Below are 26,152 nucleotides of genomic sequence, written 5' to 3'. Positions count from 1 at the left end.
ATATTTTAATATTTTCACAGTGATAACCGCTTATGAAAAAGGATATTATACCGGTTCTTCAGGTAAAGGGATAAATTATTAATTAAATGCTATAAATAAGTGGATTGAATGGACACAATGCAGGACAGACAAATAAAAGGCATCAGCAGTGACTATCAGATCGATAACAGAACACTTGCAGAAGTGGAATCAGCTTTATCCGAGGATATGAGCAAGATAGCAGCAATATTTAAGTTGCTATCAGATCCTGTACGGCTGAATATAATCAAAGCACTTGACATACAGGAATTGTGTGTATGTGTTCTTGTTGGGATCACGGACTACAAGTATTCTGCTCTATCATACCATCTAAAACTCCTCAAAGATGCCGGACTTATTGATTCAAAGAGAGAGAAGAGCTTTCAGATATATTACCTGACTGAAATGGGCCAATCAGTAATAAAATCCATTAAAGAGGATTATCGAGAACTTTAAATTTTTTCACCCGGGGGAGCTGTGTGCAGCTTTACGTAATTTACACCTTTGAGTGACATGAGCTTTTCAGCAAGAGATTTTATATCTTCACCTTCACCATCAAGAATTATGACTTCAAGGCAATTAGAATGATCCAGATGTATGTGAATTGAAGATTTTATCATCTGTGAATAGTCATGCTGGATATCTGTAAGAGAATTGGCAAGACCTCTTTTGGTATGATCATATACCAGAGAAATTGTACCAACACGTCGTCCCTTCACATCACCCATCCATTCATAATGTGCTATATAGCTGCGTATGGAGTCACGTATGCCTTCAGAACGGGAAGAATAACCCCTTTTTTCAATTATTTTATCAAATTTTGTTAAAAGGTTTTCAGGGAGCGATACTCCAATCCTCATAAGTTCTTTTGCCATTGAATCACCTTCTGTAGTCAATGTTTTAAATGATAAATAAGGTTTTGTATTAGAGTAACATCAGATTAACGTGAACTACTCCTGAGCTAAAGACTGAGGGGTTTTACGCTTTGTCTATAAAACTATATATAAAAAGCCGATTATTTACTGTTTAGTACTTGAAATAATCGGTGGCAAAGAGCGGAGGCGCAGGAGATCAATTGATGTTTTTTTTTGAAAACGTATTTTATGAGATATCTATTCTGATTCTGCTTGCTACTGTTTTTGGTGCCATAATGCTGCGGCTTCGCCAGCCGCTAATTGTTGCTTTTATTGTGATTGGTATTCTGGTAGGTCCCAGTGTCCTTGGGTGGATTGAAGCCACAGAAGAGGTTGAACTGCTGGCAGAGATGGGTATTGCAATTCTTTTATTTGTGGTTGGTCTAAAGCTTGACCTGCATCTGATACGTACCATGGGGCCTGTGGCAGTTGCAACAGGAATGGGCCAGGTGATTTTCACATCAGTTGTTGGCTTTTTTATTGCCACTGGACTGGGCCTGTCAACAATATCTGCTATATATGTAGCAGTTGCACTGACATTCTCAAGTACCATTATTATTGTCAAACTGCTGTCAGATAAAAAGGAGATTGATGAACTCCATGGACGAATTGCAGTGGGATTCCTGATAGTGCAGGATATTGTGGTGGTGCTTGTGATGATAGGATTATCTGCACTGGGGGCAGGAACAGCTGCAGATGATGAAATTGTAAGGGAAGTATTGTTCCTCATGCTGACCGGCTTTGCTTTTCTTGGTGCAATAGGTATAATGATGGTTTTTGTAATTCCGATACTCCTGCGCCACCTGGCAAAATCCCAGGAACTCCTGGTACTCTTTGCAATTGGCTGGGCTCTTTCTCTGGCCTCAATTGGTGATTTTCTTGGGTTCAGTAAGGAAGTTGGTGCATTCCTTGGTGGTGTTTCTCTTGCTTCAACCCATTTTCGCGAAGCAATCGGATCCCGGCTGGTGAGTGTACGTGATTTTCTTCTGCTGTTTTTCTTCATTCACCTCGGATCCCAGCTGGACATGAGCATACTGGGTGCCCAAATAGTCCCTGCAATCATACTCTCACTATTTGTTCTTATTGGTAATCCTATTATTGTGATGACAATCATGGGCTTTATGGGGTACAGAAAGAGAACCGGGTTTCTTGCAGGACTCACAGTTGCCCAGATCAGTGAATTTTCATTGATACTGGCAGCCCTTGGTTTGACACTGGGTCATATAGGTACTGATATTGTTGGTATGATCACTCTGGTGGGTCTTATTACGATTGGTACCTCCACTTACATGATAATATACTCCCACCAGCTCTATGATCGGTTAGCTCCCTGGCTTAGTATATTTGAACGCAAGTCGCCTTCTAAAGGTAGATCACATCTTGATGACCTGGAAAATGTGGATATAATTTTATTTGGCATGGGACGTTTTGGAAGCAATCTTGGTAAGAATCTGCATGTAAGGGGTAAAAAGGTATATGGAATTGATTTTGACCCCAAGATTATTGATCACCTGATGGATATGAACTACAGGGTACAGTATGGTGATGCAGAGGATATGGAGTTTCTGGATACTTTACCCATCCACAGGGCCAGCTGGATTGTCAGTGCAATACCACAGCGTCATACAAATCTCACTCTTCTAAGGGCACTGCGCTCACATGGCTATGATGGGAAAATAGCACTCACAGCCCACAATGAAGCTGATGCTTCGTTCTTTTATACTGAAGGAGCAGATATTGTGTTCATGCCGTTTGTTGACGCAGCATCCCATGCAGCAGACAGGCTGGCATGAATCTGAAGTAAAACATATAGATATTAGCTGTAAAAAATCTAAAGTGAGGGGCCTATATATTTCTGAAGGAAATCAGTCCCCTCATCAGAACTGAACTCCGGAATATCCCAGTTCTGCACAACCCTGCTGCGTGTTGTCAGCGTTCTTTTGTTCAATTTTGGGTTGAATCCTTCAATAGTATATCTCTCTTTATGCAAAACAATCCCTCTTCTTTGCCAGAGAGGGAGCTTTGCAAGGTTGATACCTCTTTCAAACATGAGTTCATGAATATCAGACGACTTTTTTCCCTTCAGGAATGAAGAGGCTTCATCAGGGCTCATTCCCTCTTCAAGCATTGTATAATATCCATAGGAACTTACAAAATTTCTCCATGTTTCGTTCTGTCTCCATATCAGGTACTCCTGGATATTATTCTGGTTTAAAGGAATTATTCTGGAATCAAAGGCGACCGGTCTCTCAAGATCAAGCTCTATTGCCAGTGCGCTGCTTATATAACTCGGGATGACTGAATCCAGTTTCTCTATCCTTCCATCGAATTCCAGTTCAGTGAACAGAAAACTGATCTCATCTGAGAATGTATAGGCAAAGAGGGGATTTAATCCACTATATTTAAAAAAAAGTTCTGCAGAATCTGCCATTGCCTGTGAAAACCTTTTATCATAAGGTTTCTTGAATCCAAATTGTGATAGTGTCTTTTTAAAGTTTCTACCATCAATTCGCACGATCACAGGAGGCAAACACCGGATATCTGCATATATCTCACGTATTTTCATATAATTGTTGGATTCAGGCTTCTTGCTCTTCAGCCTTTGTTTTCTTTTTGAATCTTGAAAAGATATCTCTGATCAGTACGATATCCGCGGCAGTTATCACCCATCTGTATGGTATGATCACTCCTTTCCCCTGTACATCGAACAGGTCCCTGTTTACTTCAGATATTGCAATACCTCTGACCTTCCTTTCGTTTATGTCAAGTACAATGTCACTGACCTTTCCAACATAAGTTCCTGAATTAGTATATACATTCAGTCCAAAAAGCGATGTTATTTCTATGAGCATTATATCCCCTGGCAAAATTTAGCTTTTCATTATTATTTCTTTATTACGTATATACCAGTCATTAATAAACATATAGTTTATGAATTTATTTGTTAAATATTTACTCCAATTCCAGCAGTTCTATGCTTGACTGAATATTTACCACTGATTTTGTAAGTAATTCCTTCTGTTTGTCACTAAGTTTGAGATCGATTATATCCTCAACCCCCTCCCTGCCTATTTTTGCAGGTACCCCAGCATAGACTCCGTCGTATCCGTATTCTCCTTTAAGATATGCAGTTGCTGGCATTATTCTCTTCGAATCTCTGATCACGGATTCCACCATATGTGTTATGGATGCTGCAGGTGCATAGAAAGCACTGCCATTCTTGAAATACTTAACAATTTCAGCTCCACCGTTTATTGTTCTATCAACAAGTTCCTGTATTGTATCTTCATCCATCAATTCTGTTATTGGAATCCCTGAGACGGTTGTGTATTGTGGAAGTGGAAGCATCAGATTATCATGACTTCCAATGACCATTGCACTTATATCTTTGACCGAACATCCAAGTTCCATTGCTACAAAAGTAGCAAACCTGGTGGAGTCAAGCATACCTCCCATTCCAAATACCCGATTGTCGGGCATGTCCAGAACCCGGGATGCAAGATATGTCATGGGGTCAAGTGGGTTTGTGACCACAATAACCACTGCATCAGGAGCATATTCTGTAATATTGGTACAGACATCTTTTATTATATTCGAATTTATTTTAAGCAGGTCTTTGCGATCCATGCCAGGTTTACGGGGAACTCCTGCAGTAATCACAACTACATCAGATCCAGTAATATCGTTGTAATCGTTTGTACCACGAATATGGCTATCATATTCCATAAGAGGGGCTGATTGCATGAGATCCAGTGCTTTACCCTGGGGAATTCCTTCTACAATATCCAACATTACGAGATCTCCCATTTCAAGCTCCGCCATTCTCTGGACTGCAGTGGCACCAACATTACCTGCTCCAATAACTGTAATTTTTTTCATTATAATCCTCCGGAAATATATCCACTTTAAACAAGTGAACAAATAAGGTTTAACTTCGATATTGAATCTTAGATATCAGAATAATAAACGGCAGTATAAATTATTTACCTTATACTTTTCATCGTATCATTCAAATCTATAAATCCCTGTCTCACCAATCATTTTAATATGATTGAATAACATAAAATCCTTGTGTTAAAGTCTATGGATGATAGTTATGAAATTTCAGTCGTTCCTCTGGAAAAATCTCATATACCTGCAACCTGCGAAGTATTCTTATCCACCTTTGCGGATGAGGCATTTACAAAACACATCTATAATCTGACCTCGCCAGGAGCAAAGAGGGCACTTACTAAAGCCCTGTCTTACAGACTTAATTCATATATTGATGTTTCACATCCAGTTTTTATCGCAATGGCTGATAATGAGATTATAGGATTTGCAGTGGCAAGTGCAGTCTCCACAGAGCTTCCCTTTAAGCGATCAGTATCCCAGGCACCACTACTTCTTATGCATCTGCTTCAGTTGCTGAAATATGTAAAATTCAGGAATATGTACAGTATATTTAAGCTGGCCAGAAAGCCGGATAATCTGCATGGTCCATATATTTTTCTGGAAGCTATCGGAGTTTTGCCCTTCTACCAGGGTAGAGGCGTAGGTGGTGAATTGCTCAATTCACTGATCTGTCATGGAAGTTCATTAAATAAATGTAAGGGTATATATTTATTCACCGGAGATTATTTAAATACTAAAATATATTCCAGATATGGTTTTAACATAATCGATAAGAAAAGCTGTCCCCTTTTTACAGCCTACCACATGTTCAAAGAACTTAACTTTCAGGAAACAGACATTTAGTGGGTTTTCTATCTAAATTAATAACAGGAACAAATTATGTATCAGGATATGCTTCCAAGCACTTATATACACATTCCGTCCGTTGGCAGGACCACTGAAAAGAGAATATGGGCCAGTGGTATAAGGACATGGTATGAATTTATTGAACAGGGACATGAAGTTCCTGTTTCTGCAGGCAAGAGAAAAACCATAATAGAAGGTATTGAACACTCTATCTGTTGCCTTGATTCGAGAGATTCTGATTTTTTTGCAAAATCCCTGCCAGGGTCTGAGCACTGGAGGGCCTTCCATTCATTTTCCGACTCTGTAGCCTATGTGGATATTGAGACTACAGGTCTTTCTCCGGAACATAGCTGTATCACTGTCATTGGAATCTATGATGGAAAAGATGCCAGAGCATATGTAAGAGGAGATAATATTGAGGAGGTTGCAGATGAACTTTCAAAGTACAGGTACCTTGTAACATTTAATGGTTCAAGGTTTGATCTTCCCTTTATAAAAAAAGAATTTCCGGAAATCGAATTCGATCAGCTTCATCTGGATCTCATGTATCCTTTAAAACGCATTGGCTTAAAAGGCGGACTCAAGATAATTGAGCAGGAACTTGGGATATCAAGAAGTGATGAAACCTGTGGAATAACCGGGTTTGATGCTGTTCGTCTCTGGCATGAACATGAGAGAGGCTGTGATGGTGCACTTGATACCCTGCTTGAGTATAACCGTGAGGATATTGTAAATCTTGAAACCATTGTTGAAATGATATATCCTGAACTGGTAAGGAATGCCTTTGATGGGAAATAAGTATATAAGTGGTCTACTTGAACAGTCTATTTTCAGAGATTTCTGACAGGATTCCCGATGAACCCGGTGTCTATCTGATGAAAGATAGTAGCGGGGACGTAATATATGTAGGTAAGGCCCTTTCACTGAAAAAAAGGGTACGGCAATATTTCCAGTCTCAGAAGAATCACCATCCAAGAACACGCGTTCTTGTTAAGAATATCGCTGATGTGGATTATATTGTTACAGGCACTGAGATCGATGCCCTGATTCTTGAAGCCAATCTGATCAAGAAACACCGTCCCAGATATAATGTAAGACTCAAGGATGACAAACGTTATCCATATGTCAAAATAACTACCAATTCCAGATATCCTCGGATATTTTTGACACGTAAAAGGCTTGATGATGGTGCACTGTACTTTGGTCCCTATACCAATGTCACACCGGTTAGAAAAACCCTTGATATCCTTGCCAGAATATTTGGAATACGAAGATGTAAAAAGAAGATAGGTGCAGATAACAGGTATACCCGTCCCTGCCTGAACTTCCATATAAAACAGTGTCTTGCACCGTGTTCAGGTGAAATTGTCGAGGAGGAGTATCAGGAAATGGTTGGCGAGGTTGTGAAACTGTTCCAGGGAGATTCGTCCAGTCTGATCCACAGGCTGGAGGAGCGCATGAATCAATTTTCCTCTGAGATGAAATATGAATCTGCTGCAATGATCCGGGATCAGATCATAACAGTTGAGGAAATATCAAATCAGCAGATAACAACCAGTGGCTGGGATGACCGGGATGTGATAGCAGGCATTTCTGAAGCAGGAAATATATATGTCCAGCTTTTCTATGTAAGGGAAGGAAATATCGTTGGAAAGGCGGATTTTTCACTAGCAGGTCTTGAAAATGAAGAATTTTCAGGTGAAGTACTGGCTGAATTTATTAAACAGTATTATCAGGATTCTCCGGTTCCATCCGAGATCCTTGTACCTCTCCATATTCCTGAAAAAGAACTGATCCAGAAATGGCTTTCCGGAAAAGGGCGAAAAGATGTTCGCATCCATGTTCCTGTAAAAGGTGACAAGAAAAAACTGCTTGAAATGGCAGAAAAGAATGCACTAATGTTTGGTAGACAGGCCAGACAAGGTGCAGATTCAGGTCAGTACATCAGACAAGCTCTCGAGGAGCTGAAAAGTGTTCTCTCACTACCCTCACCTCCGTATCATATTGAGGGTATCGATATATCGAATATATCGGGTACAGATGCAGTAGGCTCAGTAGTGGTCTTTGAGGATGGCAATCCTCTGAATGGTAAATACAGGCAGTACAATATAAGAAGTGTGCAGGGTCCGGATGATTTTTCTATGATTGCAGAGGTTGTAAAAAGGCGCTATTCAGGAATTGTGGAAAAGAGTGGGAATTTGCCTGATCTTGTGCTCATTGATGGTGGGGCAGGACAGGTACAGGCAGCCTGCAGATCGCTTAATGAAATTGGAGTTGATATTCAGGTCATTGGTCTTGCAAAGAAATTCGAGACAATAGTATTGCCTGACAGCTCTAAAACAGTGAATCTTCCTTCCACGTCTTCTGCACGTACCCTGCTGATGAGGATCAGGGATGAAGCTCACCGGTTTGCACTCTCGGCTCACAGGAGAAAAAGAGCTGCAAAGCTGACACATTCAAGACTTGACAGTATACCTGGTATTGGAAAGAACAGAAAAAGAGCTCTTCTTCAAGAATTCAGGTCGGTTGATAGGATTGAAAGATCCTCTGTTGAGGAACTGGCCCGCATTCCAGGGATAAGTAGAAAACTGGCAGAACAGATCCTGGCTTATCTGAAAAATTAATTTTTGTTTTAGTCCAGATCAATGCACGGATATGCGTACTGAAGATATTATTTATAGTAACACTTAATACACAAAATCTCTAAACTAAGTTCAAATGATTCTTTAAAGATCAGACAGCTTTACTAAAAAGTGGGATATAAAGGGGTTAGACAATGGTAAATGAACTAAAATTTGGAAATATCAGCAGGGATGCTGATGTAAGAATGCTCTATGATATGCAGGACGTTGTATACGACCAGAGCTGGCTAAAATCAGCTGAGAATACTGAACTGTACTATATGTACCGCAATCTCTACAGAACTGATAATGATCTTGAGATCATGGAGAAAAATCATTTAAGATATGATATCACCGTAATACCATCAGGTTTGCTGGGTATTGAGTATATCAAGACTGCAGGTCATTATCACCCGAAAGTTCAAGGTAGTGATGTCACATATCCGGAAGTTTATCAGGTACTGGAGGGAAATGCTACATACCTGCTCCAGAAAAGAAAAAATGAAAATGATGACCGCATGATCGAAGATGTGATCATTATCCATGCCGGACCGGGTGATGTAGTTGTAGTTCCACCCTATTATGGCCATGTTACTGTCAATGAGTCTGATGCTGACCTGAAAATGGCTAACTGGGTTTGCAGTGATTTTTCATCGGTATATGATTCTATAAAAAAATGCAGGGGTGCAGCCTATTATCTTATAAAGACGGGATTTATCAGAAACACTGAATACAGGCACATACCTGATAGCAGGTACCTTAGTCCGCAAGATCTGGAGGAATTCGGGCTTATCAAAGGTCATGACATGTACGAACTGGTGAATGATATTGAAAAACTTGATTTTCTCAGATCGCCCCAGAACTATACTGAGATTTTTGAAAGAATGTACTAAATATCTGTGATCACCAGTATATAATTTGATTAGATCATCAGAATATGGTAAACTATATGAAGGTCTCTGTACTCAGGTAATCTATACATTATCTGAGGTACGAGTATGCAGGACCAGGGTTACAGACTTCAGTTTACATCAAGCAAGATTGAGGATCTGATGTACAGAACTACATTTGATCCAAAGTCCGGGGATGGAGATCTTATAGTTAATCTATCTCTTTTCAGGGAGGAAGATCTTGAAGATGTGCTGAACATTTTTAAAACAACCATTTCCAGTGGACTTGCAGTCAGTCCCTATGTAAAAATGCTCCATTGCGGGGATACCATTGCAGGCTACAGGATTGAGGAAGGTATGGCTGGAATTGCTACGGTGTGCAGTATTACCATTGATGGTATACTTCTCAAATCCGGTGTCCTTGTAAAGCCTCACTTTGGGGGACTTGTTCAGATAAGAGATGGTATGCCGGTACGATTTACTGACGTTTTAAGGTATGCCAGTACAACAATAGATCCCCTGGAAGTACTCATGTCCCAGGAGGTAACCTCTGTTACCCGGATGCTCAGGACCGGCTCCGGAAAGATACTGGCAAACCTGAGAGGTGCTCCCATGATTGCCCGGGAGAAGGTTGAAAGCGTCCTTGCTGATATGATGGATGCAGGTATTAGCGGAATACTTGAGGTCGGTGAACCCAATACCAGGATACTGGATGTATCAGTTGAAAGGGATCATTTTGGAATTGTTGTGATAGGGGGAACCAATCCGATGGCAGTGGTTCAGGAGAGTGGAATATACATACGTACCAATGCCATGTCCACTCTGATCGGCATTGATGAGATGAGGCCCATAGGGGAAATCATATAATTTGAGAATGAATGATCTTTTTGTTATATATTTCTGAACATCCTCTATCAGGAACCTCTTTTTGAAGATATCTGGGCTCCTATTATCTCATCCAGTCTGGTTATGAATTCTTCTTTAAGAATTGAGGGGATGGTAGCGCCTGCTGCAATATCATGTCCTCCTCCACTGCCTCCGATTTCCTCACATGTCTGTGAAAGAGCCCTGGACAGATTTATTCCTTTACGTATAAGATCCTGTGTTGCCCTTGCAGAGACCTTTACTCCATCATCAGTATCTGCAAAGGCTATGATCGGAAGGTTTCTGTTATCAACAATTGAGGTGCTCATCCCTGCAATGATTCCAACGATCGTTTCCCGGATACTGGACCCTGCATCAAAGTACTGAAGGTTATTGAGCTGTATAACTCCGTTTTCTTTTACAAAAAGCAGCCCCTGAACGAGGTTCTGTCTGTGTTCGCTCAGGAGCCTGCGGGCTGATTCGTAAGCTTGTTCCCTGTCACCCATGCATACTGCAAGTCCCACTTCTGCATGATCATAACGTGCAGTTGCATTGAGCAGGGTTGAATATTCTGAGGCATCACGCATCTCTGTACCCTCTCTTTCATTGAGGAGGGTATATACTTCTCCTACAAGTCTTTCGATCTTGTAAGGTTCAACTCCTGCACGAAGTGAATGCTGGAACAGTGCTGAAACGATCTTCTGTTTCTCTTCTCTTTCAAGATCTATCCACCGTCTCCATCTCTCATCACCTCCAAGGGGTAAATCCATACCTGCAAGAAACTCGATGCACCCATCCTCATTTCCTGTAAGACCTGGAATATAGGGATCTGAAGCAAACTGCAGAAGTTTGAATACAGGTCTTGTCTGTTTACCAAATAGCGTAATGTCCCGGGCACAGCTAAGTGTATTTATCTTCACGCCCTCTGCAAGTATTTCCCGGTTTAATCCGGTCAGTTTTCCTTTTTTCACATGCTGTAGATCTCCCACAGCACCAACAATTGCCAGGTCTGCAAGATCGGTATTATCTCCCATCTGTGATGCCAGAATATATGTTGTTCCTGAACCACTCAGTTCACTGGATCCATTTGCTCCAAACAGGTGTGGGTTCAGATGAAATTCAGTGTCTCCCTTTGGATGATGGTGATCAGATACAATTGCATTGATTCCACAGTTTTCTATGGTTTCAAGCATTCCGCTTCCAAGATCTGTAAAGATCACCAGTTCAGGGTTCTGGTCAGCGATCTTTGTGATTATCATCTCATCCAGTTGTTTTACAAACTGTACTGAATATTCAATATTGGCACGCTCCAGTGCCCTGCAGATAATTCCTGCTGAGGTCAGGCCATCAGCATCGATATGTGAGACCACATGCACTGCCTGTTGATTCCTGATCTTCTCAGCGCATTTACTGGCTCTCTGTTTCATGTATTGATATGTATTGGACATTGGTTATTCACCTATTCAAGTATACGTGTTCCCTTTTTCCACCCTGCAGGATCGATTATATAATTTCCTCCGTTTCTTTCGATCATTGGAAAATCTTCAATCTCAGAAATGGATAGTTTTACTGAGTCCTCTGATATGAACTTTTCACTAAGCTGCGTCCAGGGAATTACATATGCTTTTCTGCTTCTGCCTGCTCCCATGCGAAGTTCTACTGCAAGGTATCCTGTCCTGCCTGATCGCTTCAGAAAATCTGATATCCTGTCGATCTGATGTGTTCCGTTCTTATCGGTTGTAAAGTGCTGGGTAAAGTAGAGTGCAGTAGCACCCTTTTTGACAGATATGCTCTTGCACTCTATTCCTATATAATAATCCGGGTGAAGTGAATCTACAAGTATGTCCAGGTACTGATGAGTGAATCTGTGCTGCTTGATCCTGTATGCAATTCCCTTTACATTGTTCTTTTCAAAAAACAGGTTAAATGATTGTACCAGCAGTCGTTCGAACTCTGTCATATTGCTCCATCACTAATTGGATTCATAGATGTGAGATATCACTTTTAAGATTTGTCATTCTCAGCTGCGTTAAATTGATGTAGTAAATCATCTATTGTATTCTACAATGAAGAAACAGCATATTGAAATACTCTCATCTGTAGGCATGGTTTTGCTTCTGACTGTGCTGCTGATAGCGGTTAATCTGGCAAACATCCCACAGGAGAACATAGGTTTTGTTCTCTCACTGCTGGCATTTATACTTGTCACTACGGTAGTTGGCATAAAACTTGCCAATATCCCTGAGTAAGTGATCAAAATGTCTGCAGTGACTGCAAGCCTGAACTATGAAACATCTGGAAATAATGACATCAGGGACATTACTTCTGACGTGATTCAGTCTGTCGGGATATCCGGTATCAGGAACGGGATAGTCCTGGTATTTACTCCAGGTTCCACAGTAGCTATTACTACTCTGGAATATGAACCGGGTCTTGTAACCGACCTAAAGGATGCACTTGAGAGACTAGCTCCCCAGGATATTGAATACTTTCATAACCAGCGCTGGCATGACGGGAACGGTCACTCTCATATACGAGCAGCTCTATTGGGTCAGGACTGCTCTTTTCCGATTATTGATGGCCAGGTGGAACTTGGGACATGGCAGCAGATCATTTTGATAGATCTCGATGTAAGGCCAAGAAACAGAAAGGTCACAGTTCAGATAGTTGGAGATTAACCTAATATAGATATGCTGATAGAGGTATGACTGTTACTTTTGCTAATTCCAGAAAAAAGGTCGATATATAGATCATATATCTGAAAAAATAATTTGCTGTCCATCTATTATGGTATCAGCATCATTCGTGCTTCATCAGGAATTCTATAAAATCCTGACTGAGTCTTGTTTCCTTTGCCATCTTGTCGGCTATTACATCTTCAGCAAGACCTTCAGATCTTAACTCTATTATACGGTTGAACACATTTCTGGATACTTCAGAATACTCATTTATGTCTTTTCTGTGACCCCACACATCGCCTTCAAGAAGGTCAATACCCTGCATTGACAAATACATCTGGGCTGATTTGGATATTGTTTTCTTGTAGGAGCTAGGGATATGGAGTGCCTTGACATCCGGACATTTCATAACCAGTGAAAAGATATCTGTATTTGAGGGCCTGAATGCGAGATGAACAATTTCTTCATCAGGGCCAAGTGTATTGATCTCTTCCTTTGAGCTTACAACTCTGATTTTCATTATAACCACTCTCTTTTTGTTTCTTCAATATTTAAAGCATTTTTATGTATGTATATAAAAAAATTATCTAGTTACTAGAATACTGTATATACAAATTACTATATAAAGATTGTTCTTTATAAAATTATTGGGATAAATTCTTAATTGATAGAGGATTCTGTATGAAATTTTAATAATGATGATCATAATAATGATAGCATGATAAGAGTGTATTTATAAGATTCATTCTTATAGAATGATGGTGGCAATAGAACTACACAACAGACTGATGAGATCTCGCAACATTAAGATCATATATGTGTTAATTGCATTGCTCATGACATATTTTGGAAGCTGGCTTCCTGATTTTGATCATGTAGTAGGAGTTGAGAGTGCAATTATCAGCTCAACTGCTGTGTTTGGTCCTCTAAACGGTATGCTACTTGGTCCCTATCTTGGAGGAATGGTAACCTTTGTGGGAATTTCTGCCCATTTTATCACCAGTCCTGAGAGACTGGGATACCATACATTTTTTCTTATTTCCCCGCTGTATGTTGTGATTTCATCGGTTGTAGCAGGTTTTATTATAAGAAGAAAAGAAAGAATCGCACTTCTCATCTATACATCCCTGATATTCTTATGGTATCTCTTAGATGCTGGAAGAGAAGTGTTTTATTATCCCTGGTTCCATATTGCAATTCTTATATTGTTTTTGCTGGTTCGCACCCGTTTATGGGATAATGCCAGAGGAATTGGATTCCATACTTTCGCAATTTTACTTATGACATCTGTTATTGCTGCATTGTCCGATCATATGGCAGGAAGCATTATGGCCCAGATATTACTGGACATACCTGTGGATGCCTACAGTGCTGTTATTTTCATCTATCCCATTGAACGTTTTATACTGGCATTTGTAGCAGCACTGGTTATGTACCTTCTGATTTCAATAATATATTCCTCTTTTATGCATATCCACCTGGTGGAAGATATAACTGATAATAGTAAAAAACGAAAACTGTGTGATTATATCAGAAAGGATGTAAAGAAGATGCTTGAGGAAGAATCTGAAAAAAAGAAGAAATGAATGATTTTTTTTGAAACTTAATCTTCAATGTATTTTTCAATTTTTTCTGCAATTTTGAACACTGACTTTGAATATGGATGCTGGGGATCGTTTATGGTAAGTATTTCATCATCGGTTCTGCAAGCCACATCACACATGCAGGATATTGATTCCATTACCGGTATATCAAACAGGTCTGAAGAAATGACCCTGGAAAAATGATCTGCTGGACACATATTTTCAACAATAGCGCATTTCTTGTCCAGCATCAAATATATTCCGTTAATGACCTGCTCTATACTATTAAAACATATCATATTGGGCTTGATTGTAATTAATACAAAATCAGAAACCGCTACTGCATTAACTGACCCGAATTCCACGCCCGGGCTTGTATCCAGAATGACCACGTCAATTCCTGCAGAATAGAGATCCTTTTTTGCATCAATCATTCTTTTCAGGATCCTTGTCTGCCATTTCCGGTCCATTGTAGAAAACTCTCTTATGGAAGCAATGTCAGGGTCTGAAAATCCAACATATAGTTCTCCGGAGGTGTCTATAGTGTCAATCTTATGCATCATTTCTTCTGTACTGCAATTGCCCAGCACATAATCATTTATATAGCATTCTGGATCGAGGTCAAAGAATGTGTGCATGGATGGTCCTTTTGAATCCATGTCCATTATACAAACACTTTTACCTGCAGATAGATATGCTCCTGCAAGATTTATTGCAATACTCGTTTTTCCGGTTCCGCCTTTGCTTGAGTGTACCGCTATTGTTAAGCTCATATAACACCTACGTAATAAATTTGTATTCTCTATATGTATTGGATAATGCCGGACCCATATAATTTTTAGATAATCTCCCAAATTATCGCCCATGTTTTGCAGGGCTTTGGAACGGGTAAAACATTCCATATGCGAAAGAAATTTATGGACCATTTCAATCTATGTGAATATTCAGGATTTTCAGTTCTCCCTGATGGAAAAGTATACCTTGCGCCCCGTTCTCTGTTTTCTGACATGTCCCATCCGGACCAGCTGGTTTAGATAATTGCTTTCAACAGCTCTTTCCTTCTGTGTGACTTCAGCTACAGAATCCGCAGTTGCTGTTCCAAGTTCAAATAAGGTGGCAGCAGTTGTTCGCAGATGATCCGGGAGTGATATCAGTGTCATCACATCAAGTGAAACCTTTTCAGAATTACTTTTTTCATTAATATCTGTTTTTAGCTGTATTAATTTATCCAGCTTTTCATTCATTTCTGTGAGATTCTTTAATATCATCTCAATGGTTTCGCTTTCACACATTTAAATCCCGGATAGCTTATTTTTAGTGAATTACTATACTCAAAATAATATATAAATAGATTTCAATATAAAATAATTGATATTAGGTCAATGATTCAGTTCTCTGGACATATATGGCCCATCAGATTCATATCCAAGTTTACGATAGTAATCCCTGACTCCAATACCACTGATTATGGCCAGTTTGTTGTAGCCTGCCTCCTCTGCGATTGATTCTGCATGTTCCAGCAGTTCGGTTCCGTATCCTCTGTGCTGCCAGTCTCTCTCACCGGCCTTCTGGCCAACAGGTACCATTGATCCGTATACATGAAGTTCTCTGACAACTGCAGCATTTTCAAGTTCAGGTCTGTGGGGTAATGCAGGAAATCGAAGTCTTAGAAATCCTACCAGGAGATCCTGGACTGTGTCTTCAAATGTAATGAAATGTTCAGTACCGCCGCATGCCTGGTATTTCTGAACTCTCATTTCTATGTTTGAAGGGTCAGGTTCACTGCCCTGTAATATTCTGTGTCCCACTTCCCTGCATCTTATACATCTGCATTTTGCTCCTCTCTGGTCCAGAATGTTTCTGGCCAGCTGGCGGATATTGCTTTTCCGGTTACCTGCAAATATCTGATGTGCCGGAATATCTCTCTGAATACGCTGCAATCTGACCCATTCCGGAAGACATTCTTTGATATCTGCAAGAAGCTGTGCACTCTGTACATCATCCGGTGGTTTGTATTCTCCCTGTTTCCACATATCGTACAGTTTTGTTCCTTCAGTAACAAGGGTGGGATATATCTTTAGATAATCGGGCATAAATCTTGAATCTTCAAAAAGTGTTCTGAAACTGCGAAGATCCCTTTCAGTGCTCATACCAGGCAGATGTGGCATCATATGAAATCCTACCTTCAGTCCGCTGTCCCTGAGTATCCTGTTTGCTTCAATGGTATCTTCAACTGTATGTCCCCGGTTAATTCTGGTAAGTACATAGTTATAGATGCTCTGAACTCCTATCTCAACCTTTGTGGCACCCAGTTTTAGCATTCTGTCCACATGTTCTTTTCTTGCCCAGTCCGGTCTGGTTTCAAAGGTAATGCCTGTATTTCTTACAGCAGCCACCTCGTTTGCTTTCTGGACAGTTTCCAATGTTATATATAAAGTGTTGCCGGAACCTACACCATCCCTCCAATCTTTACCATAGTAATCATTCATTGCTTCAAGACAGCGCTTTGTGAACCATTCCTGATAATCCAGTGAACGTGAGGTAAAGGTACCTCCCATGACTATAAGCTCTGCCTTATGGATGTCATGTCCGATCTCCTGAAGCTGCGTGAGTCTGGATGTAACTGAGGAATAGGGGTCATAATTGTGGTGGATTGCTCGCATGGCAGCAGGCTCCTGGCCCATATAGCTCTGGGGTGAATTAAATCGTGAATCTGGTCCGCCAGGACAGGGAACACATGCTCCATGTGGACAGGGCGCAGGTGAGGTCATTGCTGCAATTACTGCTACACCGGAGATGGTACGCACTGGTTTTCTTCTAAGTATTTCCCGAGCTTTTTTCTGTTCGGCTTCATTTCCTGCCATGGTGATATCAGGATTACTCGGAAGTGTAGGTAATTTATATTTTTGGCTAACCCTTTTCTTTGCAGCATTTAACTCAAGTGTGCTGGAGATGGATCCATCAAGTACCATTTCAAGAAGTTCTCTGCATGCAAGATGTTTCTGGTGTGTGTTCTCAGGCATTGTATCTGTGTTTTAGTCAATTTTAGGATAATCAAAAGTTTGCGATCATGTTCTCCAGCTGTATCCTGTCGTTGGCAGCATTGATCATTCTGTAATCAGTAATTGCAATAACAGTCATCATTCTGGCAATATCCCTGTCCTGCTCATTGGATTCAATGAGGGTATGATATAGATGTTCAATTATTTCAGCACCTGACATCCCGCTGTCAATAAGTAAGGTATCAATAATTTTCCTGGCTTCTTGAACATTTCCTGAAATAGCTGCTTCAAATAGGGGAATTATGTTTTCATGTACCTGGTTTAGGACTGCTTCGTATATATGCTCCTGATTGATATCTGATCCATCAGTGAATGTAGATGCCAGCTGAAGTGTGATAATTCCTTTTTCTATATTCCCCTTAGAATGATAAAAAAGTGCTTCCAGTCCACTATCCATAACTTTCATGTTTTCAGATAGTGCAATGTTTTCCATGTGTTCAATGAATTTCTTTTCAGGTACATGGGAAAAGTATAGCTGCAGTCCTCTCGATCTGAGAGGTGATATCAATTTTGAAGGCTGGGTTGTAGCAAGAATGAATCGGGTGGCCGATGTATACCTTTCCATGATTCTCCTAAGGGCATGCTGTGAATTTGAATCCAGAGATTCTGCATTATCAATGAAAATGATCTTGTAGTCATGGTCAATAGGACTCATACTTGCATATTCATTGACAACCTGTTTGAAGATGGAAATGACACTAACTCTCACTTTTTTTGGATCATCGGTACCTATAATACGTCTGAACCTTTTATCCCGGACAATATATCTTTTACCCATATCAAAAAAATCAGAAGCATTAAAGTATGTAAAATTTCGTTCGTATTCAGTTCCATAGAGATCATGTGCAAGAGCAAAGGCAGCTGATGATTTACCCGTACCTGATGAACCGTGGAAAACCAGGTGTGGCAGATTATTCGATTCTACCAGCTGGTTGAGAAGATCCACCGTTTTTTCATTTCCTGCAATATCTGCCAGGGAACGTGGTCGATATTTAACAGTCCATATATCATTACCTGTTTCCATTTAAGACCTGCTCCGAATTAGCTGGCTGCTGATTTTTCAGAGTCTTCAAGAACCTTCTTTATAACCTTGCCGTAGACCGGTCTGGCAATGAATACACCTAGCATTACACCTACAATGGTGGTTAATGCAAAACCCTGAAGTGCTCCAAACCCAAGTACTACCAGTGGCGCCATTGCCACAGTTGTTGTTGCAGCAGCTCCCATGATTATAGCAAAGGCCTTTGTGATCCTTGCAAGGTATACCTTGGTTGGCGGTAGCTTACCTTCGTACAGCACCTCATCTGTGATGATTATCAGGTGATCAATTCCGGTACCTATCACTGCAATAATTGCAGCTATGCTTGGAAGGTCGAGCTGCCAGCCGATCGCAGCTGCAAACCCAAGTATCATCACAACTTCAGCAATGGATATTCCTACCATGGGTACAAGTATTTCCTTCCTTCTGTATTTTATAAACACAGCAGAAGCAACTGCAAACAGCGCAAAAAGTCCTACAATAAGAGACTGGCTCTTAAACTGCTGACCAAGGGTTGCATCAACCTGACCTGCACCTATGATCTCAACATTGACAGGAAGAGCACCTGCACGAAGGTGTATCTGGAGCTGTTCTGCCCTCTCCCTGCTATCTTCGTCTCCTCCGGTTGATGCCTGCCAGGAATATATTGGTGCTTCTTTAAGGCTTCGGGCAGCTGAGAAGCTTAGCGGGGCACTGTAGATCTCATCGTCATCAAGGTACATTATAAGGTGGTGAGCTGTAGGATTATCCACAGCCCCTGTCTCAATTGCAACCTGCTGAAGCTTACGTGCTCCTTCTTCGTTCAGCCTGAATGGTGTATGCCACTGTTCATCATGGAATGCAGGCATTCCTACACTGACCACATCATCCCCGTAAAGCACATGACGTGTTCTCTGCTCATCAACCTGTATTCGCATTTCGAATCTGCCAGGCTGTTCGGTAATTTCACGGGCGGTTGCAAGGTCTATACCGGCAAAATCAATTAGTATATAATCATCACCAACAGTCCTGACCGGAATATCCTTCAAGCCCATGGCATTCATCTTGTCGCTGAGTATCTTCTGGGTCAGGTCGCGGGTTTCTCTTGTAACTCCTTCCCTGAATATCGGATTGCCGTCCTCGTCCCTGACAATGGATCCTCCAACCCTGTTCATCAGTTCCTCAAGCTCTTCCTGGGTTATTTCGGATCTGATCTCATAGTATGTTCCATCGGGTTCTGTAAATGTTACAACTTCGGTATCCAGAGTCTCTGAGAGATAGGAAAGTATCAGTCTTTCAGTAGTGGATGTAACTTCAACAACTGTTAGTCCGTTATCCTGACTGATGGACACATCACTCATGCCAAGCCTTTCCAGCTCGAACTGCATCAGCTCCGCGGTAGTGGTGAACCTGATGTATGTTTCACCATTGGTACCCGTAGCCGGTCTCACCTCTTCAATGGTAACATCTTCTCCTGTAATGGATTCGATCATTTCTTTGACCAGTTCTCCAGGGTCTGCATCAAGCTGTGCCACACCACCTGCAAGTCTCAACTGCAGCCATGAACCGCCTTCCAGATCAAGTCCATACTGAAGGTTTGAGGTAAATCCTTCATCTGAAGAATACCATGGCTGTATTGCAATAACTGCAAGCAGAAGTACAATTATAAATATTCTTACACGGAAATCTTTCAGCAGTCCAGGAGGCTCTTCATCTTTTGAGTTCATGCCTTAAGCCTCCTTCCAGGTTTGTCCACATACCATCGAAGTATTCCTGTATTCAGCATCCATGTGTTCATTATGTCAGCTACCAGTCCAAATATCAGAACTATGGATATTTCCGAGAGCAGGCTGATGGGAGTAAGTGATGAAACCACAACATGGGGATATGTGGATACAAGATACATTACAACCAGGGCGGCAAGGGTTGTGGTGGTCATGGTAAGACCGGTTTCCATGGCCCTTGATACTTTCTCATCTGTACTGCCTCTGCGCTTTAAAATCCTGGTGTTTAACAGAATGTCACTGTCTACAGAATAACCGATTATCATGAGCAATGCTGCAACAGTCCCAAGGGTAAGCTCAATACCGGCAATGTTCATAAAAGCAAGAGCAATTGCAATATCAGATGTTGCGGATAATATTACTACCATTGAAGGAACAGATGTTTTGAATATTAAAAAGACAATGATCGCCATTCCTATAAAGGAGATTATCAGGGCCTGAAGGGCCTGTATCTGAAGGTCCTGGCCATACACTGCTCCGATCAGCTTGATATCAATTGAAGTATATGCTTGCCTTATCTCTCCCTCAAGACTTTCATAGGTTTCTCTATCCATTGGACCAAACTGCAGAATGGCCCTGTCGCCTGTTATACGTACACTGTTTATAGGGTATTCTGAATATCTTTCTTCAAGAGCCTGTGATGTTTCATCGGTTTCAATGGTTATCTGAGTTCCGCCCTGGAATTCCATTCCAAGTTCTACAGGCGCACCTGTAGTTGCAAACGTAAAGGACAGGATGATGATTGCGATAACAAATACTGCCAATGGTATGGCAATGATCTCTTTATTGCTCTTACTCTTTACAAAAGAGTCCAGATACTTATACAGGCTGAATTCCATCTTTTTAATCTGCTCCGGATAGTGTTAACATCACAACAGTGTTTATATTAACTTTATGATGTAATATATAATTTAAATCTAATATGGTTAGAAGATGGTACTCATCTATCCTGAATTATATAAAAGTATTTCCATTATCTGGGTATATATGAAGTGTTGCAGGATTTTGGTGCGCATATAAGGATCATGATGTGAATTAGGATGACATGTACCACAATCCATTGTGATAAATATTTATTTATATTACTTTGTTTTTATTTGAGCTGATGGCTGAAAGACCAGGAATAGATGAGTATTTTCTTGAAATAGCTTCAGTTGTTGCAAAAAGGTCAACCTGTCTTAGAAACAAAGTAGGTGCTGTGGTTGCAAGGGATAAGAGGATACTGTCCACGGGTTATAATGGTGCTCCAAGCAATATGGAGCACTGCCTTGAAATTGGATGCATAAGGCAGCAACAGAATATTGAATCCGGAACCAGGCATGAAAAATGCAGGGCAGTCCATGCAGAACAGAATGCGATCATACAGGCGGCAATCCATGGCGTATCCACGGCAGGCGCAACAATATACTGCACACACCAGCCGTGTATTCTTTGTACCAAAATGATAATTAATGCCAATATCAAAAGAGTTGTGTACCTTGCAGATTATCCCGACAGCGATTCACTTACCTTCTTTTCAGATGCCAGTGTAGAAGTGATCAATTACTCTGAGCAGCCTGGATAAGGATGTCAACTACTCCTACCTTACAAAAACAGACTCCTGCTCTAAAAATTGAATATTTCAGGAATCCTTTTGCAGACACTTAAGTCCCTTCTTAATAATATCTTCCTCTTCGATACGGTAAATTTGCTGGATAGATCCGGTCGTATTGTGTATGTTCAATCCTCTCATTATCACTACAGGAGTTCCGCCGCTACCCTCTCCCATCAATAGATTTGCAGCAGAAGCGACCTCATCTGCAACAGCTTCCTGAGTTATCTGAAGTCTGTTTCCGAAAAGGTCGCTTTCTCCTATCCAGTCCCTGACAGGTTCAATGTTTGCAATACCAATGGCTATTCCAGTCTGCCCTATCCTGAATGCTCTTCCATTTGTATCTGTGATCACAAGAGACACTCTCATACCGGTCATTTTTTTGATATCTGCAGCAATACGCCTGGCACTTGCATCAGGATCTTCAGGAAGATCCAGAAATAATCCCTCTTCAACATTTGAATCGTCAATTCCTGCATTTACACATATCTGTCCACTTTCAAGCTGGACCAGTATAAAAGGAGCTTCCACAAGACATTCAACACTTCTATCAAGTACTGCCTGTACAAATGCAGGATCTCTGCCACACCTGTGCCCAATATCTATTGCACGCCTGCCAGGAACTATATTCTCCAGTGAAAAGATTCTTCCTTCAGCCTTTGCTACTATTGTGGATGCAATAACTACTATATCCCCGTCTTCCAGTGAAGTATTATTGCATATAATAGCAGCAAGGTCATCTCCTTCTCTGATCATTGGTATGTCATTTACAGTAAACAACTCGATTCTCAATGTGATACCTCTTTTACTGACAGCAACCTGTGCCATCTGAATATATTTTCTGTAACCATTTCCAGATAAAACAGTTAGCCTGATTTCAGAAATTCTTCAGGATATGATGGTCAAGGCTTTAGTTATAAATAATATTATTTCTATATTTCTGATCGCGGCGATGATGACAGTTACCCCGACTGAGCAAAAGATGATGATAACCTATTAACTGATGCCGCAAACCATATTTTCATTTGTAAAAAAAATTATCAGTAGCCGGCAATGGAAGGTCAGAGAGATGTACCGGACCATGGTAGGCCGGCACATTGATTATCTGACAACTTAGAAGCTGGAATGATTATTCCACAATTATCTTTTTCTTCTCCTCTTCGATTTCTGATTTTGGAAGAGTTATTTTCAGTACACCGTTTTCAAGCTTTGCTTTTGCCCCTTCTTCCTTTACAGGTGCTGGAAGAGAAACCGATCTTGAGAACATACTGTATGAACGCTCTTTACGCACATATCCTTCTTCTTCAGTCTCCAGCTCCCGCTGGCATCTGGCATTGATCTCAAGCATATCATCCCTTACATTAATATCTATATCTTTTTTATCAACACCGGGAATGTCTGCAGTAACTACGATATTGTTATCCTTTTCTTCCACATCTACAAGAGGTGCCATTACCTGCCCTCTGACCATACCAGTCTCTGAGCTGACCTCCTCAAACAGTTCACTCAGCCGCTCCTGTGTTCTTCTGATCTCCTCAAATGGATCCCATGGACCCAGTAGACCTCTTCTTCCTGGTAATCCTAATTTTCTCATACTCACCACTCCTTATTAATCATTTAGATAATTCTACCACCAAGATGGCATATCACTTAATTGGTAATACCCAAATATATATTTTTTTATTTAAATAATTAAAAGAATATAATTTCATTAACTCAAAAAAAATATCATAATTCAAGAAGGATCTTTATCAGGTTGCTTGCCCTGACAGTCCTCATTGATCCATTGGATGCAGAATCTTCATCAAAGGCAGAAACATTGTCCTTCTCTGTAAGAGATGTAGAATAGATCGCGAAGGGGACCGGGTCTGTTGTATGTGTCCTGAGTGAGATGGGAGTTGGATGGTCTGCAGTTATAAGTACTGTATATTCCCCGTCACTGGCTAGTATATTTGACAGTATGGTTCCCACAACTTTCTGATCAAAATTTTCAATTGCTTTTATTTTTTCTTCAATACTTCCTATGTGTCCCGCTTCATCAGGAGCTTCAACATGCACGAAAACAATATCATGATCTTCAAGTGCTTTGATTGCATATTCTGCCTTTGCCCTGTAGTCCGTATCAAAGTATCCTGTTGCTCCAGGAACCTCAATAACATCAAATCCGGCATAAATGCCTATACCCTTTACAAGATCAACAGCTGAAATAACAGCACTATTCAGTCCGTAAAGCTGTTTGAATTTTGGAAATGCAGGTGCATATCCCTGACCCCATAGCCAGACTGAGTTTGCAGGCTTTTCTCTGTTCTTTATTCTTTCAATATTGACAGGATGCCCTGAAAGGATGCCATGGGTTCTTCTTATTATCTTAGAGAGAAATTCGCCATCTTTTCCATGTGGAAGATACAGTTCCCATTCCTGTCCCATGATGTCATGTGGAGGAGTACATACTGCTTCAATACCCTTCCTATCCTTTAAAAGCAGAAGATGTTTATAATTCATTCCGGCATAAAATCTTATACTTTCAGAACCGATATCAGAGTCTATAGAATTGATCAGTTTTTCTGCAAGTTCGGTGGATATATGGCCTGCACTATAATCTTCAAGGATATCGTCCTTTAAAGTGACCAGATTGCATCGAAATGCCACATCATCTTTTTCAAGAACTATCCCCATGCTTGCAGCTTCTAGCGGTGCTCTGCCTGAATAATATTTTTCGGGATCATATCCAAGAATTGACATGTTTGCAACATCACTTCCCGGGGCCATCCCTTCAGGAACTGTTTGAGACAACCCATTAATTCCATTGTCTGCAATATAATCCATGTTTGGAGTTCTGGCATACTGCAATACGGTCATGCCTTCGATCTCACCGATAGGATAATCTGCCATTCCATCGCCAATGAGCACTAAATATTTCATGGGGTCACCTTTTGTTAGCTGGAAATGTTATTTTGGCCATAACATGTACCGATACATTAATCTGTTAATATAAAAAGTATGGAGTTGTGAAATAGTTTTCTTTAAATCAATATATTATCCGTGATCGTATGAAGAATGTGCAATTTATAATCATTGTCTCTCTCACAGTATTTCTGGTACTGGCAACAGCCTCCAGTGCATTTGGATATGAAAGGAATGCCCTTATTCATTATTCCGAGAGTGAAATCGGAATTGGGGAGGACTTTTTGCTTGAACAGGAATACTCTTTTAAGGTCATTGATATTGGAACAAGCGGTCCATCAGCAATGGTGGAGATCTATCATCAGAATGACCGGCTTAAACTGGATGAACATATTGCCAGGAAGAACTCTGCACTTGAATATACTGTAACCCATTCCAGGAACGATAAAGATACTGGGTATCTTGTGTTAAGACTTACCCCGATGGAAATAATTGGTACAGGTGAATCCAGCAGTATCAAAATCGCTGTTGAACAGTACCGTGATCCTCTGATGGATACAGAAGATTTTCTGCTCTTTGACAGATCCCGGACTGTTGAGATCGGGTCTTCTACAAAACTGGAAAATGATTATGTTCTCCATGCATATGATCATGTGAAAAATTCAAAAGATCATGTAAGTCTTAGACTTGAGAGGAATGGGCATACTCTTGCTGATAAGGATATCAGTATAGGTGACGTATTTTATTATAATCAGAAAGTTGATGGGAAAGTTACATCTCTAGTCATTGCCAGGGTATCTGATGTTTTTTCAAGCAGGGATTCAGAGCTGGTATTCCTGGAGCAGATATCCCAGAGAGACCATACGATAGATGAGAATATTGTTGATATTGATATTGATATTGTAAATCATGAGAATGAATCAGTATATGAGAATGAGCTGATAATAGTTCGCTATCACATAGAGGGAAATAATTTACAGGAAGCTGCAGTATTGATTGATGACAATGTAATGGATCTGCGCCGTAATCCAGATTCAGGTAGTTATTTTGCTGTACTGGAAAATATTGAAGCTGGCGAATATGATATTAAGGTACAGGTTGTATCTTCGCACGGATCGGCAAAATCCGAATCCATAAAACTGATTGTATATTCATCAGATGCATCTGTATACGATAACAATATCAGTGAATCTGATTCAATGGATAGGAATTATGCAACTGAAAAGCTTAGATTCTGGGAATCAGGAAATAATAACAGTTCAGACTCAGAAGAGCCTGACCTATCTGATTCTCCTTCTTTTGTATCAGTAATCTCAGCTGTATTGATCGCATTTGCATCAATAGTTGGATTTATAATTTACATGATGCAGAAACAGTGAACAGGTCTTTAACCAGGACCTGCTTCTGCTATTTTTGCTTCGATTCAAAATATTTATATCTTCTGTTTACTTTTTATAGGTCAGATTGATAAAATATTTTAAATAA

Annotated in this window: 28 protein-coding genes; 12 read left to right on the top strand and 16 right to left on the bottom strand. The window is 40.5% G+C overall.

The features are described from left to right. Positions 1-108 precede the first annotated feature (108 nt). Positions 109-474: an ArsR/SmtB family transcription factor gene (locus tag MZHIL_RS08830; protein WP_013899028.1), complete on the top strand. Its 366-nt coding sequence runs from the start codon at positions 109-111 to the stop codon at positions 472-474. Here the strand turns inward: MZHIL_RS08830 and nikR are convergent. After that, positions 471-893, bottom strand: coding sequence for a nickel-responsive transcriptional regulator NikR (gene nikR, locus MZHIL_RS08825; RefSeq protein WP_013899027.1), 423 nt, complete (start codon positions 891-893; stop codon positions 471-473). The genes MZHIL_RS08830 and nikR overlap by 4 nt on opposite strands. A gap of 203 nt (positions 894-1,096) precedes the next feature. Between nikR and MZHIL_RS08820 the strand changes: the two genes are divergently transcribed. Beyond that, the gene (locus MZHIL_RS08820; RefSeq protein ID WP_013899026.1) at positions 1,097-2,725 is read left to right on the top strand and encodes a cation:proton antiporter; all 1,629 of its coding nucleotides are present in this window, start codon (positions 1,097-1,099) and stop codon (positions 2,723-2,725) included. Between the two features lie 38 nt (positions 2,726-2,763). Here MZHIL_RS08820 and MZHIL_RS08815 read toward each other — a convergent pair whose 3' ends face one another. The 3 genes from MZHIL_RS08815 to mdh form a co-directional block, all read right to left on the bottom strand. Then, positions 2,764-3,498 (bottom strand): tRNA(His) guanylyltransferase Thg1 family protein, encoded by a 735-nt coding sequence (locus tag MZHIL_RS08815; protein WP_013899025.1) that lies wholly within the window; start codon positions 3,496-3,498, stop codon positions 2,764-2,766. Positions 3,499-3,511: 13 nt separating this feature from the next. Next, the gene (locus tag MZHIL_RS08810) at positions 3,512-3,784 is read right to left on the bottom strand and encodes a PRC-barrel domain-containing protein (RefSeq protein WP_013899024.1); all 273 of its coding nucleotides are present in this window, start codon (positions 3,782-3,784) and stop codon (positions 3,512-3,514) included. A 100-nt stretch (positions 3,785-3,884) separates the two neighbouring features. Continuing rightward, positions 3,885-4,811 carry a malate dehydrogenase gene (gene mdh, locus MZHIL_RS08805; protein ID WP_013899023.1) on the bottom strand — a complete coding sequence of 309 codons (927 nt, stop codon included), beginning with the start codon at positions 4,809-4,811 and terminating at the stop codon, positions 3,885-3,887. A gap of 204 nt (positions 4,812-5,015) precedes the next feature. On the opposite strand from mdh, the gene MZHIL_RS08800 reads away from it, so the two are divergent. From MZHIL_RS08800 to MZHIL_RS08780, 5 genes are all read left to right on the top strand, one after another. Further along, positions 5,016-5,669, top strand: a complete 654-nt coding sequence (locus MZHIL_RS08800) for a GNAT family N-acetyltransferase (RefSeq protein WP_013899022.1) — start codon at positions 5,016-5,018, stop codon at positions 5,667-5,669. Positions 5,670-5,705: 36 nt separating this feature from the next. After that, positions 5,706-6,470 carry a ribonuclease H-like domain-containing protein gene (locus MZHIL_RS08795; RefSeq protein ID WP_013899021.1) on the top strand — a complete coding sequence of 255 codons (765 nt, stop codon included), beginning with the start codon at positions 5,706-5,708 and terminating at the stop codon, positions 6,468-6,470. Between the two features lie 17 nt (positions 6,471-6,487). Next, entirely contained in the window at positions 6,488-8,296 is a 1,809-nt protein-coding gene (uvrC, locus tag MZHIL_RS08790; RefSeq protein WP_013899020.1) for an excinuclease ABC subunit UvrC, read from the top strand. A gap of 152 nt (positions 8,297-8,448) precedes the next feature. Next, positions 8,449-9,186: a glucose-6-phosphate isomerase family protein gene (locus MZHIL_RS08785; RefSeq protein WP_013899019.1), complete on the top strand. Its 738-nt coding sequence runs from the start codon at positions 8,449-8,451 to the stop codon at positions 9,184-9,186. A gap of 105 nt (positions 9,187-9,291) precedes the next feature. Further along, a complete protein-coding gene (locus MZHIL_RS08780) occupies positions 9,292-10,050 on the top strand; it encodes a DUF128 domain-containing protein (RefSeq protein ID WP_013899018.1) in 759 nt (252 codons plus the stop codon). A gap of 47 nt (positions 10,051-10,097) precedes the next feature. On the opposite strand, the gene MZHIL_RS08775 is transcribed toward MZHIL_RS08780, so the two are convergent. Beyond that, the gene (locus tag MZHIL_RS08775; protein ID WP_013899017.1) at positions 10,098-11,495 is read right to left on the bottom strand and encodes a DHHA1 domain-containing protein; all 1,398 of its coding nucleotides are present in this window, start codon (positions 11,493-11,495) and stop codon (positions 10,098-10,100) included. 11 nt (positions 11,496-11,506) lie between these two features. After that, the gene (locus MZHIL_RS08770) at positions 11,507-12,007 is read right to left on the bottom strand and encodes a hypothetical protein (protein ID WP_013899016.1); all 501 of its coding nucleotides are present in this window, start codon (positions 12,005-12,007) and stop codon (positions 11,507-11,509) included. 106 nt (positions 12,008-12,113) lie between these two features. Between MZHIL_RS08770 and MZHIL_RS08765 the strand changes: the two genes are divergently transcribed. Together MZHIL_RS08765 and MZHIL_RS08760 are read left to right on the top strand one after the other, a co-directional pair. Beyond that, positions 12,114-12,296, top strand: coding sequence for a hypothetical protein (locus MZHIL_RS08765; RefSeq protein WP_013899015.1), 183 nt, complete (start codon positions 12,114-12,116; stop codon positions 12,294-12,296). A gap of 9 nt (positions 12,297-12,305) precedes the next feature. Then, positions 12,306-12,725, top strand: a complete 420-nt coding sequence (locus tag MZHIL_RS08760) for a secondary thiamine-phosphate synthase enzyme YjbQ (protein WP_013899014.1) — start codon at positions 12,306-12,308, stop codon at positions 12,723-12,725. Between the two features lie 121 nt (positions 12,726-12,846). On the opposite strand, the gene MZHIL_RS08755 is transcribed toward MZHIL_RS08760, so the two are convergent. Then, complete coding sequence (locus tag MZHIL_RS08755) at positions 12,847-13,245, bottom strand: DUF1699 family protein (RefSeq protein ID WP_013899013.1); 399 nt, start codon at positions 13,243-13,245, stop codon at positions 12,847-12,849. A gap of 235 nt (positions 13,246-13,480) precedes the next feature. Here MZHIL_RS08755 and MZHIL_RS08750 point away from each other — a divergent pair, with 235 nt between their 5' ends. Then, positions 13,481-14,311, top strand: coding sequence for a hypothetical protein (locus tag MZHIL_RS08750; protein ID WP_013899012.1), 831 nt, complete (start codon positions 13,481-13,483; stop codon positions 14,309-14,311). Between the two features lie 17 nt (positions 14,312-14,328). Here MZHIL_RS08750 and MZHIL_RS08745 read toward each other — a convergent pair whose 3' ends face one another. The 6 genes from MZHIL_RS08745 to MZHIL_RS08720 all read right to left on the bottom strand — a co-directional run bounded on the left by MZHIL_RS08745 (position 14,329) and on the right by MZHIL_RS08720 (position 21,011). Then, positions 14,329-15,081 (bottom strand): MinD/ParA family ATP-binding protein, encoded by a 753-nt coding sequence (locus tag MZHIL_RS08745; protein WP_157209662.1) that lies wholly within the window; start codon positions 15,079-15,081, stop codon positions 14,329-14,331. 180 nt (positions 15,082-15,261) lie between these two features. Beyond that, entirely contained in the window at positions 15,262-15,600 is a 339-nt protein-coding gene (locus MZHIL_RS08740; RefSeq protein WP_013899010.1) for a hypothetical protein, read from the bottom strand. An 87-nt stretch (positions 15,601-15,687) separates the two neighbouring features. Then, positions 15,688-17,331, bottom strand: a complete 1,644-nt coding sequence (locus MZHIL_RS08735) for a tRNA uridine(34) 5-carboxymethylaminomethyl modification radical SAM/GNAT enzyme Elp3 (protein ID WP_013899009.1) — start codon at positions 17,329-17,331, stop codon at positions 15,688-15,690. A 31-nt stretch (positions 17,332-17,362) separates the two neighbouring features. Next, positions 17,363-18,394, bottom strand: a complete 1,032-nt coding sequence (locus MZHIL_RS08730; RefSeq protein ID WP_013899008.1) for an AAA family ATPase — start codon at positions 18,392-18,394, stop codon at positions 17,363-17,365. 17 nt (positions 18,395-18,411) lie between these two features. Next, positions 18,412-20,115 carry a preprotein translocase subunit SecD gene (locus MZHIL_RS08725; protein WP_013899007.1) on the bottom strand — a complete coding sequence of 568 codons (1,704 nt, stop codon included), beginning with the start codon at positions 20,113-20,115 and terminating at the stop codon, positions 18,412-18,414. After that, positions 20,112-21,011: a protein translocase subunit SecF gene (locus MZHIL_RS08720; RefSeq protein WP_013899006.1), complete on the bottom strand. Its 900-nt coding sequence runs from the start codon at positions 21,009-21,011 to the stop codon at positions 20,112-20,114. The genes MZHIL_RS08725 and MZHIL_RS08720 overlap by 4 nt, the downstream gene beginning before the upstream one ends. A gap of 266 nt (positions 21,012-21,277) precedes the next feature. Here MZHIL_RS08720 and MZHIL_RS08715 point away from each other — a divergent pair, with 266 nt between their 5' ends. Next, positions 21,278-21,736: a deoxycytidylate deaminase gene (locus MZHIL_RS08715; protein WP_013899005.1), complete on the top strand. Its 459-nt coding sequence runs from the start codon at positions 21,278-21,280 to the stop codon at positions 21,734-21,736. Positions 21,737-21,793: 57 nt separating this feature from the next. Here the strand turns inward: MZHIL_RS08715 and MZHIL_RS08710 are convergent, their stop codons facing one another. From MZHIL_RS08710 to MZHIL_RS08700, 3 genes are all read right to left on the bottom strand, one after another. Beyond that, on the bottom strand, positions 21,794-22,555 hold the full coding sequence (locus MZHIL_RS08710) for a coenzyme F420-0:L-glutamate ligase (RefSeq protein ID WP_048815703.1): 762 nt from the start codon (positions 22,553-22,555) through the stop codon (positions 21,794-21,796). 337 nt (positions 22,556-22,892) lie between these two features. Further along, complete coding sequence (locus tag MZHIL_RS08705; RefSeq protein ID WP_013899003.1) at positions 22,893-23,357, bottom strand: Hsp20/alpha crystallin family protein; 465 nt, start codon at positions 23,355-23,357, stop codon at positions 22,893-22,895. Positions 23,358-23,491: 134 nt separating this feature from the next. Next, on the bottom strand, positions 23,492-24,685 hold the full coding sequence (locus tag MZHIL_RS08700) for a cofactor-independent phosphoglycerate mutase (protein WP_013899002.1): 1,194 nt from the start codon (positions 24,683-24,685) through the stop codon (positions 23,492-23,494). 128 nt (positions 24,686-24,813) lie between these two features. Here MZHIL_RS08700 and MZHIL_RS08695 point away from each other — a divergent pair, with 128 nt between their 5' ends. Further along, on the top strand, positions 24,814-26,046 hold the full coding sequence (locus MZHIL_RS08695; protein ID WP_013899001.1) for a hypothetical protein: 1,233 nt from the start codon (positions 24,814-24,816) through the stop codon (positions 26,044-26,046). The last annotated feature ends 106 nt before the right edge of the window (positions 26,047-26,152 follow it).

This window comes from Methanosalsum zhilinae DSM 4017, assembly GCF_000217995.1.
Lineage (GTDB): Archaea > Halobacteriota > Methanosarcinia > Methanosarcinales > Methanosarcinaceae > Methanosalsum > Methanosalsum zhilinae.
This window is presented reverse-complemented; position numbering and strand designations above follow the sequence as displayed.